Raw genomic sequence first — 14,143 nt, forward strand, 5'->3', positions numbered from 1 at the left:
GCCAAACCGCTATGAGCCGGCCGCTGAGCGATCTGCCGTGAACTGTCTTTGGAGACTGGGAGCCCGCCTGGCGCTTCGCGCAGGGCGTGTCGTTCCATCTGTGTGAATCTGGTCTTGTCGATCGTTGGGGCCGCTCTTCGGGCGGGCGGGACAAGTGTCTTGTCCGAGGCCCTGGAGGCGCCAGTTAAGGGCGGGGTCGCCCGCCGCGCAGGGCGATGGCGGTGCGGCGCTTGAGGTTTAGGGCCAGAAGCTCCTCCACCTGATGTCTGTTTGAGCGTGTCACTGTCGGGGGCCTGATTCGCCACCGGCTTGTTCGGCCGCGCATTTCTGCTTGGCGTCTTGTTCGCCGGGTGGGTGTGAGAACACAGTCGCGTAGCGACGCGACTATTGCGACGGCCGTAGCTCGACCTGTTCGGGGGGGGGGGGGGGGGGGTCTTATAGGTCGTGGAGCACGTCTCCTGGGGTCGATGGCGCCGTGATTGCGAAACCGCGTGCAATCAACCGCGGTGGTGATTAGCTTCGCTAGCTAACGATCGCGGTCGGTGTCCGGCCGCGGTCTTTCACTGTTACTGCAACTGTTCAGGAGCCTTCCGGTGTCTTTTGTTTCGTTTACTCCCGATGTTTTCACTGGTGTTGTTGGTGATTTGGCCAGTATTGGTGCGGCGTTGGAGGCGGCGAACGCGGCGGCGGCTGCGGCGACGACGGAGGTGTTGGCCGCGGGTGCTGATGAGGTGTCGGCGCAGATTGCGGCGTTGTTCGGCATGTTTGGTCAGGAGTATCAGGCGATCAGTGCCCAGGTTGCGGCGTATCACGAGCAGTTCGTGGTGACGCTGCACAGTGGTGCGGTGTCGTATGCGGCTGCTGAGGCCGCCAATGTGGAGCAGGCGGTGCTCAATGTGGTGAACGGTCCGACGCAGGTGTTGTTGGGGCGCCCGTTGGTGGGCCATGGTGCGGATGCGACCACGCCGGGTGGTGCTGGTGGGAATGGTGGGTTGTTGTGGGGTAGCGGTGGTAGTGGTGCGGCGGGGGCGGCCGGGCAGGCTGGGGGGGCCGGCGGGTCGGCGGGGTTGTTGGGCAACGGCGGCAATGGTGGTGCCGGTGGCATCGGCGCTGCGGGTGGTGCTGGTGGCACTGGTGGGTGGCTGTATGGGCGTGGCGGTAATGGGGGTGCTGGCGGGATCGGTGGCGGTGCCGGGGGTGCGGGCGGACACGCGTGGTTGTTCGGCAACGGTGGTCTTGGTGGTGCTGGGGGTAGTGGGGGCAGCGGGGGCGGCACCGGTGGCGCTGGTGGCGATGGTGGGGTGTTCTACGGCAGTGGTGGTGCTGGTGGGGCGGGTAGTTCTGGTCAGGCCGGCGGGGCTGGTGGGGACGCGGGGTTGTGGGGCCGTGGTGGTGCTGGTGGTGCTGGGGGTGATGGTGGGTTCGCTGGTGGGGCTGGTGGTGATGGTGGGTTGGTGATGGGTGCTGGCGGTGCCGGCGGGGTCGGTGGTGTTGGTGGTGGGGCCGGCGGTGTGGGCGGCAACGGTGGTTTGTTGATTGGTGATGGTGGTGTGGGTGGTGTGGGTGGTGTCGGCGGCGGGGCTGGTGGTAACGGGGGTCAGGCCGCCCAACTGTTCGGTTTCGGCGGGTCCGGTGGGGCTGGGGGTGTCGGCGATGCTGGTAGTACGGGCGGTGATGGTGGTGCTGGCGGCACCCCGGGGTGGTTGTTCGGCGTCGGTGGCGCCGGTGGGGCCGGTGGTGCTGGGGGTGTGGCGACCTCGATCGGTACCGCTGGCGGTGACGGCGGTACCGGGGGCGCTGGTGCGCGTGGGGGATTGTTCATGGGTGGTGGTGACGGCGGGGCCGGCGGTGCTGGGGGTGCGGGTAAGGCCGGTGCTGATGGGGTCGGTGATGGCGGGTCCGGTGGTGATGGTGGCGGTGGTGGTCTCGGCGGTAACGGTGGGGCCGGGGGTCAGGGCGCGGTGTTGTTCGGCTCTGCCGGGGCGGGCGGGGCCGGCGGGATCGGCGGTGCTGGTGGTGCTGGTGGTGCGGGTGCTGACGGCATCACCGGTGTCGGTGGTGACGGTGGTAATGGCGGCACCGGTGGTCAGGCTGGCCAAGCTGGTGCTGGTGGTGCGGGCAACGTGTTCAGCGAGGCCGGGACGGCGGGGACCGTGGGTTTTGGTGGTGATGGTGGTGCCGGTGGTCATGGTGGCGCCGGGGCTGCTGGTGCTGATGCCACCGGCGCCGGCAACACCGGTGACACGGGGTTTGCTGGTGGGTCCGGTGGTGTTGGTGGTGATGGTGGCGGCAGCGGTGTGTTGCAGGGTGCTGGTGGTGTTGGTGGTGACGGCGGGGTCGGGGGTATCGGCGGTGCCGGTAGCGCCGGTAGCGCCGGTGTTGATCCACAAACGGCTGGGGGTGTCGGCGGCCACGGCGGCCAGGGCGGTGTTGGTGGTGATGCCGGCCTGGGGGGTGCTGGTTCGGTCGCTGGGGCTGGGGGTAGTGCTGGTGATGGCGGCGCTGGTGGTGCCGGCGGGGCCGGTGGTGCGGGTGCCGATAACACCAGCGTGGCTGGTGCGGGCGCTGATGGCGCCGCTGGTGGTGACGGTGGCGCTGGTGGTGGCGGCGGCAAGGGCGGTGCGGCCGGTAACGCTCATGGCGGTACCGAGGGCAGCCGGGGTGTCGGGGGTGCCGGTGGTGATGGTGGTACCGGTGGTCAGGGCGGTACCGGTGGTGTGGGTACGGATAACAGTGCTAACGCGGGGGTCGATGGCGGTGCCGGCGGCAAAGGCGGTATCGGTGGTGCCGGTGGCGACGCCGGTGCTGGCGGTGCTGGGTCGGTGACCGGTGTTGATGGCTCTGCGGGTGATGGCGGTGTTGGTGGTCAGGGTGGCGATGGTGGTGATGGTGGTGTCGGTACCGCCGGGGCGGCCGATGGCGGTGACGGCGGTCAAGGCGCGGCCGGTGGGGCTGGCGGCGCTGGTGGTCAGGGTGGTGCGGTCGGTGCTGGTACCGGCGGCAGCCAGGGCGCCGGTGGTGCTGGTGGTGATGGTGGTACCGGTGGTCAGGGCGGTACCGGGGGTGCCGGTACCGATCACAGTGCTAACGCGGGGGTCGATGGGGGTGCTGGCGGTGCCGGCGGTGCCGGTGGTGCTGGTGGCGACGCCGGGGCTGGGGGTGCTGGGTCCAGCACGGGTGCTGCTGGTTCGGCCGGTGACGGCGGTACCGGCGGCGCCGGTGGCGATGGTGGTGATGGTGGTATCGGCAGCACCGGGGCCGCTGGTGGCGGTACCGGTGGTCAAGGGGCGGCTGGTGGGGCTGGCGGCGCTGGTGGTCAGGGTGGTGCGGTCGGTGCTGGTACCGGTGGCAGCCAGGGTGCCGGTGGTGCTGGTGGTGACGGCGGCCTCGGTGGCCAGGGCGGTGCCGGTGGTGCCGGTACCGACAGCAGCGGCAATACCGGGGTTGATGGTGGTGTCGGTGGCACTGGCGGTATCGGCGGGACCGGTGGCGAGGCTGGGGCTGGGGGCGCCGGGTCCACCACGGGTGCTGATGGCTCCGCCGGAGACGGTGGTGTTGGTGGTACCGGTGGCACCGGTGGCCAGGGCGGTATCGGCACCACCGGGGCCGCTGATGGCGGTACCGGCGGTCAAGGCGCGTCCGGCGGGGCCGGCGGCGCCGGCGGTGAGGGTGGTGCGGCCGGTGCCGGGGTCGGCGGCAGCCAGGGTGCCGGCGGTACCGGTGGTGACGGCGGGGTCGGTGGCCAAGGCGGCACCGGTGGAGCCGGTACGGATCACAGCGCCAGTACCGGGGTTGATGGTGGTGTCGGCGGCGCTGGCGGTATCGGCGGGACCGGTGGCGAGGCCGGCGCCGGGGGCAGCGGGTCCACCATGGGTGCTGACGGCTCTGCCGGCGATGGCGGTGTTGGTGGTACCGGTGGCACCGGTGGACAGGGCGGTATCGGCACGGCCGGGGCGGACGGTGGCGGCACCGGTGGCCAAGGCGCGGCCGGCGGTGATGGCGGCGCCGGCGGTAAGGGCGGCGCGGCCGGTGCCGGGGTCGGCGGCAGCCAGGGCGCCGGCGGTACCGGTGGTGACGGCGGTATCGGCGGCCAAGGCGGCACCGGCGGAACCGGCACCGACAACAGCGCCAGTACCGGGGTCGATGGTGGCGCCGGCGGTCAGGGCGGCATCGGCGGTACCGGTGGGGACGCCGGTGCGGGCGGCAACGGATCCACCACCGGCGCTGACGGCTCTGCCGGTGACGGTGGCACCGGCGGTGACGGTGGCACCGGTGGCCAGGGTGGCAGCGGCACCCTGGGAGCGGCCGGTGGCGGTACCGGTGGCCAAGGCGCCGCCGGCGGTGATGGCGGCGCCGGCGGTAAGGGCGGTGCGGCCGGTGCCGGTAGCGGCGGCAGCCAGGGCGCCGGCGGCGCCGGTGGTGACGGTGGCACCGGTGGCCAAGGCGGCACCGGCGGGGCCGGCACCGACAACAGTGCCAACCCAGGTCTCGGCGGCGGCGATGGCGGTGACGGTGGCACCGGCGGCACCGGCGGAGCGGCCGGTCAAGGCGGCACCGGGTCAACGACCGGCGCCCACGGAACCGCCGGCGACGGCGGCAGGGGCGGCGACGGCGCCAGCGGTGGTCAGGGCGGTATCGGCACGACCGGGGCGGCCGGTGGTGGTGCTGGCGGCCAAGGTGCGGCCGGCGGTGATGGCGGAGCCGGCGGTGATGGCGGTGCGGCCGGTGCCGGTAGCGGCGGCATCCAGGGTGATGGTGGCACCGGTGGTGATGGTGGCACCGGTGGTCAGGGCGGCACCGGCGGGGCCGGCACGGACAACAGCGCTAACCCAGGTCTCGACGGCGGCGCCGGGGGTGCCGGCGGTATCGGCGGCGTCGGCGGCGGGGCCGGTCAAGGCGGCACCGGGTTAACGACGGGCGTCAACGGCACCGCCGGGACAGGCGGAGCGGGTGGAGCAGGCGGTACCGGCGGGGCCGGCGGCCACGCCGTGGCCGGCGGCGACGCCGGGGGTGACGGCGGCGTAGGCGGCGTAGGCGGCAAGGGCGGCGTCGCCGGCGCTGGCGTCGGCGGAGCAGGCGGCGTCGGCGGTATCGGCGGCGACGGCGGTATCGGCGGCGACGGTGGCACAAGCGTCAACGGCTCAACCGTCGGCGGTGACGGCGGCAATGGCGGTGCAGCCGGCAATGGAGGCTCCGGCGGCGTGGGCAGCTTGGATGGCGACGGCATCGGCGGTACGGGCGGCGTCGGCGGTAACGGCGGTAACGGCGGTAACGGCGGTGACGGCGGCGAGGGTTTCGGCGGTAACGGCGGTGACGGCGGCCGAGCCGGCGACGGAGGCTTAGGCGGGGCGCCTGGTAAGGGAATCCATGCCGGTGACGGCGGGGCGGCCGGTATCGGCGGTAACGGCGGTGACGGTGGCAACGGCCTACCCGGCGCCACAACCAGCGTGGCCGAGGGCGGCGCCGGCGGCAATGGCGGCGCCGGCGGCAACGGCGGCATGGGCTTCCCGGTTGCCACCGGCTTCGGTGGCAACGGCGGTGCGGCCGGTGACGGAGGTCAGGGCGGCGCTGGCGGCGATGGCTTCTCCGCTGCAGGAATAGGCATCGGCGGCGCAGGCGGTGCCGGCGGTGCCGCCGGGAACGGCGGCGCGGGCGGTCAAGGCGGCACTGGGCTATCGACACCGTCACCCTCCGACGGCGCTGGCGGGGCCGGCGGAGGGGGTGCCGCCGGCGGTGCGGGCGGTGCCGGCGGCGACGGCACCTCCTTCGCTGGTATCGGCATAGGCGGTGCGGGCGGCGCCGCCGGTAGCGGAGGTTCCGGCGGTAACGGCGGCGAGGGCTTCCGCGTCCCCACCGGCGCCGGCGGCAACGGTGGCACCGGCGGTCAGGGCGGCGCCGGCGGCACCGCTGCGGGTGCATCCCCCTTCGGCGGCGGCGGCGACGGCGGCGCGGGCGGCGCCGGCGGTACCGGCGGCCGAGGCGGCGATGAGCTCAGCACCATCGAGCCCGGCGACGGCGGCAGGGGCGGATCCGGTGGTGGCGGCGGGTCCGGCGGCGACGGCGGCGGAAGCACTGGTGGTCCGGGCGGGTCCGGCGGCGGCGGCGGGTCCGGCGGTGATGGCGGCGACGGCGGCAACGGCAGCCGGACCGACAGCGGCAACGGCAGCGGCGGCACGGGTGGCGACGGCGGCACCGGCGGTGGCGGCGGCACCGGCGGCGCTGGCGACGGCGGCGCCAATCCCGGTGACCCCGGCACCGGCGGGGGCCTCGGTAATCCAGGCGATGGCCCGGTCGGAACTGGCGGCGGTACCGGTGGCATGGGCGGCACCGCGGGCACCGGCGGCGCAGGCGGCGCCGCATGACCGCGAAAACCCCTGCCCCAGAGCGGGCAGGGGGCAGGCCCTGGGTGACTCACCCGGGAGGAAGACCCCTATATATGGTCAGGCCGCCTCGGGGGCGACGTTGGCGTTGTCGTCACAGCACTGGTCTCCGCGACCACACGAGGTTTGAGCAGTCAGTCGACAAGCTACGCGTTGAGCAGCAGTTAGTGCGGCTGACTGGCACCAATGCCCGGTCGCCGTCGAGGAGCGCCGGGCACGTCTACTAGCCTGCTGCTGACACTCTTGCGAGCGAATACCAACGGAAGGGGCCACGGGTGGAGGTCAAGATCGGTATCACTGATAATCCGCGCGAGCTGGTGTTCTCCAGTGAGCAGACGCCCGATGAGGTCGAAGAGCTCGTGCGCGATGCGCTGCGCGATGACTCGGGTCTGCTGACCCTGACCGACGAGCGGGGTCGGCGCTATCTGATTCACGCCGCTAAGGTCGCCTATGTGGAAATCGGTGCCGCCGATAGCCGTCGCGTCGGATTTGGCATCGGGGCCGATGTTGCCGGTGGCTCCGCCGGAAAGGCCGCTAAGAGCGGGTAAGCGGCACGTGGGACAACCCACCCCAGGCGAATTGCACGGTGCCCTCGACGGCGTCTGACTTCGAGATCGGGCGGTCGGAGTCCAGCCAGTATCTGGCGGAATCGACGCTCATGCCGACCAAGCCCACGGCAATCATCCGAGCGCGGTGCGGGTCGAGCCCGGAATCGGCGCTGATGAGCGCGAATACCGCGTCGATGCATGACTCGGTGGCGACGCGCACCTGCGCGGCGACCTCGGGCTCGGTGACGATGTCGTTCTCGAAGATCAGGCGGTATCCCTGGCCGTCGTGCTCGATGAAGTCGAAGAAAGCCTGGACGGCCACACGCAACCGCTGCTGGTTGTCGGTGGTCGTGCTCAGTGCCTGCTGCACGCCGGCCACCAGGTTGTTCACGTGTCGACGTAGTACTGCCAGGTAAAGTTCCAGCTTGCTGGAAAAATGCTGGTACAGAACGGGCTTACTGACTCCCGCGCGATCGGCGATCTCGTCCATGCCTGCAGCGTGGTAACCGCGGTCGACAAACACGTCGCTGGCGACGACAAGCAGTTGCCCGCGACGTTCATCGCGGGGCAAGCGGTTGCCGCGTCGGCCGGTGGCCGGAACACCTTCGACCGGCCGACCGTTGTCGGACGATCTGGCGGCACGTCGTTGCGCCGCTCTGGCGAGATCGCTCATCGGTCCCAATCTGATCGCGCTAAATTCCAGGCCATACGCCTTCCCCACGGCCGCAGGTTTGTCGCAACGACATTACTCCCTGTCGACTCACAGTAGCGTCGGACTGACCTGAACTGGCGCTATAGGTGCCGGCGGATGTCGGCTAGCGAGGCGTCTTCGGGCGTGCCAGAGGTCCGCCTTGGGGCCAGCTGTGTAATCCTGGGAGAATGACGTTTCCGGGGCCTGCCGGCAGCACAGGTCAGGTGCCCGTGCTGCATGACGAGTGGCGCGAGCCGCTGCGGGCTCAGCGCGACCCGACCGCCGGTACCGACGGACGCCCCCGTGTTGACCGCGACCGGAAGCGCCAATGGCGCAGACAAACCTGGTTAGGGCGGTTCGTGTCGGCCTACGGCTGGCGCGCCTACGCACTACCTTTCCTGGTGGCACTCACCGCCGTGGTGGTGTACCAGACAGTGACGGGGACGAGTGCGCCAAGGCCGGCCGCCGCGCAGACCGTCCATGATTCGCCTGCCATCGGCGTGGTGGGCACCGCGATCCTCGACGCACCGCCACGCGGCCTGGCGGCCTTCGATGCCAATCTGCCGGCCGGGACGCTGCCCGACGGCGGCCCATTTACCCAAGCGGGGGACAAATCGTGGCGTGTTGTGCCAGGCACCACCCCGCGCGTTGGCCAAGGCACCGCCAAGGTGTTCACGTACACCGTCGAGATCGAGAACGGTCTCGACCTCACGATGTACGGCGGTGATGACGCATTCGCTCACATGGTGGATCAGACGCTCGCCAATCCCAAGGGCTGGACTCACAACCCGCAGTTCGCGTTCATCCGGGCCGATAGCGGGCAACCCGACTTTCGGATTTCACTGGTGTCACCGGTGACGGTGCGCGAAGGATGTGGCTACGAATTCCCCTTGGAGACGTCGTGCTACAACCCGGCGTTCGGGCCCGACCGCCAGGCGCGTGTGTTCATCAACGAGGCGCGCTGGGTACGTGGAGCGGTTCCGTTCGAAGGTGATATCGGTTCCTACCGGCAGTATGTGATCAATCATGAGGTCGGCCATGCCATTGGCTATCTGGGCCACGAGCCATGCGAGACCGAGGGTGGCCTGGCTCCGGTGATGATGCAGCAGACTTTCTCCACCTCCAATGACGACGCGGCCAAGTTCGATCCCGACTGGGTCAAGGCGGATGGCAAAACCTGCCGGTTCAATCCCTGGCCCTACCCGATCGCCTAGCCAACCCGCCGCGAGCCACAACCTCCGAGCGGCTTGGGGAAGCAATGTGGCCCGTCTTGGTGTTGTGTCTGGTACGCGTCGTTGCCGTCGCTGCGGACAACTGCTGTGATGGTTCCGACGCGGGTCGAAGTTGATTCGCGAACACACTGAGGAGACATTCGGTGCCGACATCGTTGCCGCCACTGGTTGAGCCCGCGCCCGCGCTGAGTCGCGACGAGGTGGCCCGCTACAGCCGCCATTTGATCATTCCCGACCTTGGTGTCGACGGGCAGCAGCGGTTGAAGAACGCACGGGTGCTGGTGATCGGCGCCGGCGGGCTTGGAGCTCCGACATTGTTTTACCTAGCCGCCGCCGGTGTTGGCACGATCGGCATCGTCGACTTCGACGTCGTCGATGAGTCAAACCTGCAACGTCAGATCATCCACGGTGTGGCTGACATCGGACGGTCCAAGGCGCAATCGGCCCGCGACTCCATCGTCGCTATCAATCCCCTGATCGAGGTGCGACTACACGAGGTTAGGCTCGAAGCTGCTAACGCGGTGGACCTGTTCAAACAGTACGACCTGATCGTGGACGGCACCGACAACTTCGCGACTCGGTACCTGGTCAACGATGCCGCGGTGCTGGCCGGGAAGCCTTACGTGTGGGGGTCGATCTACCGCTTCGAGGGTCAGGTGTCGGTGTTCTGGGAGGACGCTCCAGACGGTCTCGGCCTCAACTATCGCGACCTTTATCCGGAGCCGCCGCCACCGGGCATGGTGCCGTCGTGCGCCGAGGGGGGCGTGCTGGGCATCATCTGTGCCTCGATTGCCTCGGTGATGGGCACCGAGGCAATCAAACTGATCACCGGGATCGGTGAAACTCTGCTGGGCCGGTTGATGGTGTACGACGCGCTGGAGATGAGCTACCGCACAATCACCATCCGCAAGGATCCATCGACACCGCGGATCACGGGGTTGATCGATTACGAGCAGTTCTGTGGCGTGGTGTCCGACGCCGCCCATCAAGCGGCCAGCGGCTCCACCATCACCCCGCTGGAGTTGCGCGATTTGATGGATTCCGGCAAGAAGATGGCGCTGATCGACGTTCGTGAGCCGGTCGAGTGGGACATCGTGCATATCGACGGAGCCCAGCTCATTCCGAAGTCACTGATCAACTCCGGGGAGGGCCTGGCCAAGATGCCCCAGGACCGCACACCGGTGCTGTACTGCAAGACAGGTGTGCGCTCGGCCGAGGCGCTGGCTGCGGTGAAGAAGGCCGGTTTCTCCGACGCGGTCCACCTGCAGGGCGGCATCGTGGCCTGGGCCAAGCAGATGCAGCCCGACATGGTGATGTACTAGAGGCGATGCCGGCCCGACCGTCGCCGAGTCCAGGCTGGGTTGGCTGGGTCGGATTGTCGCGCTCCTCAGCGGGCCTTTCTGGCCCGCATCGTCGCACGACTAGACATCCCAGGGTTTTAAGGTGTCAAGCGGCAGTTGGGGTGCGGTGTGCCCAGGCGGTGTGTTCGTCGTATCGGTTGTGGTGTCGTAGGCAGCCGTGCAGGATGGCGACGAGACGGTTGGCTAGGGCGCGTAAGGCTTGGTGGTGGGTGTCGCCGGCGCCGCGGTGTTGGTCGTAGAACGCGCGGGCGCCGGGGCTGGCCACCAGGGCGCAGAAGGCCCATTGGTCGATGGCGTCGTAGAGACGGCGGTTGCGTGCGTGGCGGGCCAGCACGGCGCGTTTCTTGCCCGACGCAACAGTCAAAGGTGAGGTTCCGGCGTAGTTTTTGCGAGACTTGGCATCGGTGTAGCGATTCGGGTCGTCCCCGAACTCACCGAGCACCCGGGCGCCGAGTACAGCACCGAGTCCTGGCAGGGAGAGGTAGATGTCGGCGTCCGGGTGTGTCTCAAAATGGTCGGCGAGGCTGGCCTCGAGCTCGTTAATCTGGCGGTTGAGCTCTGCGATGATGCTGACCGCGGCGCGGGTGCTGGCCGCGAACGCGGCGCTGACCGCTGCGGGTGCCGATAGCTGCTCGGTGCGCAGCGCGGCGAGGATTTCGCGGGCGCGGGCGGCGATATAGCGCTGGCGCCCGCCGCGTTTGAGCGCAGACTGGATCGCTGGCAGGCTCAGCCGGGTGGCCTGTTCTGGGGTAGGGGCGCGCCTGAGCACCTCCAGGGTGTCGCCGTGGGCGAGGTCCTCGAAAGCCGCCAGTGCGCTCGGGTAGTACTCCCGCAACGTGCTGCGCAGCGCGTTGGTGTGGCGGGTGCGTGCCCAAATCAGGTTCTGATGTGCGCGGGCCAGAACTTTGATGGCTTCAGCGGTGGAGCTGTCGCCGGCGAGCGAGCGATGGTTGTGTCGATCAGTGCGCACCAAGTCAGCCAGCAGTTTGGCATCGCTGGCATCGGATTTGGCTCCCGAGACGTGGTGGCGATCGCGGTAGCGGGCCACCGCCAGGGGATTGATCGCAAACACCTGATAGCCGGCCGCCGCCAGGGCGCCCACCCACAAGCCCCGGTCGGTTTCGATGCCGATCACCACCTGACCCGGCTCCTCGGCGTGCGCCGCGATCAGCTCGTGGAGCTGGCGAACGCCGGTCAAGCCTTCAGAGAGCCGCCGTGACGCCAACCGCGTACCGGCCTGGTCCATCACATGCACGTCGTGATGGTCTTCGGCCCAGTCGTCTCCGATGAAAATCACCCGATGTCCTCCTCCGATTTCCGGTTGTGAGATGAGCCGAGGGCGCCCGGGCGGCAACCTAATGGATCAGTGCTCCACACCGGCACGACATCCCATCAGCGCTACGGGCAACCCCACCATCCGACCGGGGCACGATCTAGTCGTAGAAGTCCACACTCGCTTCAGGCTGCAGAAGTGCTCACCGGCCGGTGGCTCTCAGACCAGCCTCTCCCAACCGAACCCTTACCGATGGAAGCCCCGCCGATCCATTCCCATTAGGCTGACTGGTGTGAGTGTCGAGCCACCGCCGGAGCACGCATTGGCGGCATTCGGCTTGTCCGGTGTGAATCCCGATCCGTTGGGTCCCAGCTGGGAAGGTGGCTGGCGGTGCGGTGAAGTCGTGTTGTCGACGGTTTCCGATCACGCCCGCGCGGCGTGGTCGGCCCGGGTGCGCGAGACGTTGTTTGTCGACGGCGTCCGCCTGGCCAGGCCGGTGCGTTCGACTGACGGGCGGTACGTGGTGTCCAGTTGGCGGGCAGACACATTCGTCGCCGGCACGCCGGAACCCAGGCATGACGAAGTCGTTTCGGCGGCGGTGCGACTGCACGAAGCCAGCGGAAAACTGGACCGGCCTCGATTCCTGACCCAAAGTCCCACCTTGCCGTGGACGGACATCGATGTGTTCATTGCCGCTGACCGGGCCGCGTGGGAGGAACGACCATTGCAATCGGTCCCGCCGGGAGCGCAGACTGCCCCTGCGACAGCTGAACCGCAGGCATCGGTCGATCTGATCAATCAGCTTGCGGGGCTGCGCAAGCCAACCAAGAGCCCCAACCAGCTGGTGCACGGAGATCTCTACGGAACAGTGCTTTTCGCCGGCACTGCTGCTCCCGGGATTACCGACATCGCGCCTTACTGGAGGCCTGCGTCCTGGGCCGCCGGGGTAGCCGTCGTCGACGCGCTGTCGTGGGGCGAGGCCGACGAAGGACTTGTCGAGCGGTGGAATGCATTGCCAGAGTGGCCGCAAATGCTGTTGCGCGCAATCATGTTCCGTCTGGCGGTGCACGCGCTTCACCCGCGCTCCACCGCCGACGCGTTTCCGGGCTTGGCCCGCACTGCGGCGCTAGTGCGGTTGATGCTCTAACGCTCCCGGGATGCGATGGGTACGTCAGCCTGGCAACACGACGAAACGAGGCTGGCGGATGTCGATTTCGATGAGCAGGCAATCTCTCAGCTGGGCGGAAATTCGTGACGGACTCCGCGCAGCGCGACCTTGCCGTCGACGCTGAGGATGCCTTCGGCGCGCAACAGCTCCAGTTGCCGGGTCACCAAATGACGCGCTGGGCGCCCGGAAGCGGTGATCACCCGGTGCCACGGCAGGTCCGAGGAATCGGTGCGCATGATCCAGCCGACGATGCGTGGACTGGAAAGGCCAGCGACGGCAGCGATATCGCCGTAGGTGGCGACCCTGCCGGGGGGAATGGCCGCGACCAGCGAGCGCACGCGTTCGACTTGATCGTCCGTCACGGGCGCCACGGCTAGCCCGCCTTGAGCCGATCGCGGATCACGGTGGCGACCTCGGTTGGCCTTGCCTGCGGCACCATGTGCCCACACTCGAAATCCAGCAGCTGGAAATCGGCTCCTAGTCGGCCGTGAAGCGCGGAGATGAGTTGGTCGCTCACGTATTGCGGGTCAGCCTTTGTTGCACGCACCACGGTGGTCGCCGTCCCAGCCGGTGGCAGCTTGATGCCGCGGGCGAGTTCACTCCAGTAGCACACCATCGCTGGCAGGCTGATTCGCCAGCCATAGCGTCCGTTTGGCAATGAGATGAGGTGTTCGGCGAGTTCGGCGTCCAGCACGACGGGGTCCACGTCCGCCCACGCGCCGGTCGCCTTCTCGGCACGCGCCTCGGCTGCGTCTGGGTAGTCGGGGAAGGCCACCATAGCGTCGACTACTTCGCGCACACGCGATCCGTCCAAACCGACGGCAGGATCGAGCAGGATCAGCGCCGCCACCAGGTCCGGGTGAGCCGCGGCCAGCTGCAGCGCGATAGCGCCCCCGAACGAGTGCCCAACCACGACCACCGGCTGGTCGGACTCTTCGCTGACCAGTGCGGCGAGTGCCGAAACATTTGCATCGATGGTCCAGGGCGCCGCCCACGACGACCTGCCGTGACCCAGCAGATCAGGTGCGGCGATGCTGATTTCGGGCAAGTGGTCGGCCAGGAGTTCCCAAGCCTGGCCGTGCTCGGTCACCCCGTGAATCGCCACCACCTGCACCGGGCCGGGCGGTCCATAGCGATGCACGTGAAGGTCTGCGGTCACTCGTCGATGGTGCCAGTGTGGATCGCGGCTGGCCCCGGCGGGCTGCCGGCCGACGCGATTATCGGCCAGGTCGGTGGTCGGGATTGGTGGTCAATCCCGATAGTCGTCAGAGACCGGGACGACCATTGCCTGGTCGATCAGGTCGGCTTCGTTGGCATCGAGGTTCCGCGCGTCGCCGCTCAGGTAGGTGGTGTCCAAGCCCGCTTCGTCGTCGAAGTTGGCACCACGATGCTGTTCCACCGCGTCGGCTTCGGGTATTTCGCTATCCGGACCGATGCCCGCTCGGTCGCTCATGCTCGAATTCCTAACCTCGCTTCGGGTTTCGTATCGG

General features: G+C 68.9%; 10 protein-coding genes. 5 read left to right on the top strand and 5 right to left on the bottom strand.

All coding sequences use genetic code 11. From position 1 onward, the window contains the following. Positions 1–593 precede the first annotated feature (593 nt). Complete coding sequence (locus F6B93_RS05760; RefSeq protein WP_211698237.1) at positions 594–6,362, top strand: PE family protein; 5,769 nt, start codon at positions 594–596, stop codon at positions 6,360–6,362. Between the two features lie 293 nt (positions 6,363–6,655). Continuing rightward, positions 6,656–6,928: a DUF3107 domain-containing protein gene (locus tag F6B93_RS05765; RefSeq protein WP_211698238.1), complete on the top strand. Its 273-nt coding sequence runs from the start codon at positions 6,656–6,658 to the stop codon at positions 6,926–6,928. Here the strand turns inward: F6B93_RS05765 and fasR are convergent. Further along, positions 6,915–7,601, bottom strand: coding sequence for an HTH-type transcriptional activator FasR (fasR, locus tag F6B93_RS05770; protein WP_211698239.1), 687 nt, complete (start codon positions 7,599–7,601; stop codon positions 6,915–6,917). The genes F6B93_RS05765 and fasR overlap by 14 nt on opposite strands. A gap of 206 nt (positions 7,602–7,807) precedes the next feature. On the opposite strand from fasR, the gene F6B93_RS05775 reads away from it, so the two are divergent. Together F6B93_RS05775 and moeZ are read left to right on the top strand one after the other, a co-directional pair. Further along, entirely contained in the window at positions 7,808–8,833 is a 1,026-nt protein-coding gene (locus F6B93_RS05775; protein ID WP_211698240.1) for a DUF3152 domain-containing protein, read from the top strand. Positions 8,834–8,994: 161 nt separating this feature from the next. After that, the gene (gene moeZ / locus F6B93_RS05780; RefSeq protein WP_211698241.1) at positions 8,995–10,173 is read left to right on the top strand and encodes an adenylyltransferase/sulfurtransferase MoeZ; all 1,179 of its coding nucleotides are present in this window, start codon (positions 8,995–8,997) and stop codon (positions 10,171–10,173) included. A gap of 124 nt (positions 10,174–10,297) precedes the next feature. Here the strand turns inward: moeZ and F6B93_RS05785 are convergent, their stop codons facing one another. Then, positions 10,298–11,509, bottom strand: coding sequence for an IS110 family RNA-guided transposase (locus tag F6B93_RS05785; RefSeq protein ID WP_211695250.1), 1,212 nt, complete (start codon positions 11,507–11,509; stop codon positions 10,298–10,300). Positions 11,510–11,777: 268 nt separating this feature from the next. Between F6B93_RS05785 and F6B93_RS05790 the strand changes: the two genes are divergently transcribed. Beyond that, positions 11,778–12,632: a TIGR02569 family protein gene (locus tag F6B93_RS05790; RefSeq protein WP_211698242.1), complete on the top strand. Its 855-nt coding sequence runs from the start codon at positions 11,778–11,780 to the stop codon at positions 12,630–12,632. A gap of 86 nt (positions 12,633–12,718) precedes the next feature. Here F6B93_RS05790 and F6B93_RS05795 read toward each other — a convergent pair whose 3' ends face one another. From F6B93_RS05795 to F6B93_RS05805, 3 genes are all read right to left on the bottom strand, one after another. Next, complete coding sequence (locus F6B93_RS05795) at positions 12,719–13,024, bottom strand: MGMT family protein (RefSeq protein ID WP_211698243.1); 306 nt, start codon at positions 13,022–13,024, stop codon at positions 12,719–12,721. 2 nt (positions 13,025–13,026) lie between these two features. Then, positions 13,027–13,812, bottom strand: a complete 786-nt coding sequence (locus F6B93_RS05800; RefSeq protein WP_211698244.1) for an alpha/beta fold hydrolase — start codon at positions 13,810–13,812, stop codon at positions 13,027–13,029. Positions 13,813–13,902: 90 nt separating this feature from the next. Then, on the bottom strand, positions 13,903–14,106 hold the full coding sequence (locus F6B93_RS05805) for a hypothetical protein (protein WP_211698245.1): 204 nt from the start codon (positions 14,104–14,106) through the stop codon (positions 13,903–13,905). Positions 14,107–14,143: the final 37 nt, after the last annotated feature.

It is taken from the genome of Mycobacterium spongiae, assembly GCF_018278905.1.
GTDB lineage: Bacteria > Actinomycetota > Actinomycetes > Mycobacteriales > Mycobacteriaceae > Mycobacterium > Mycobacterium spongiae.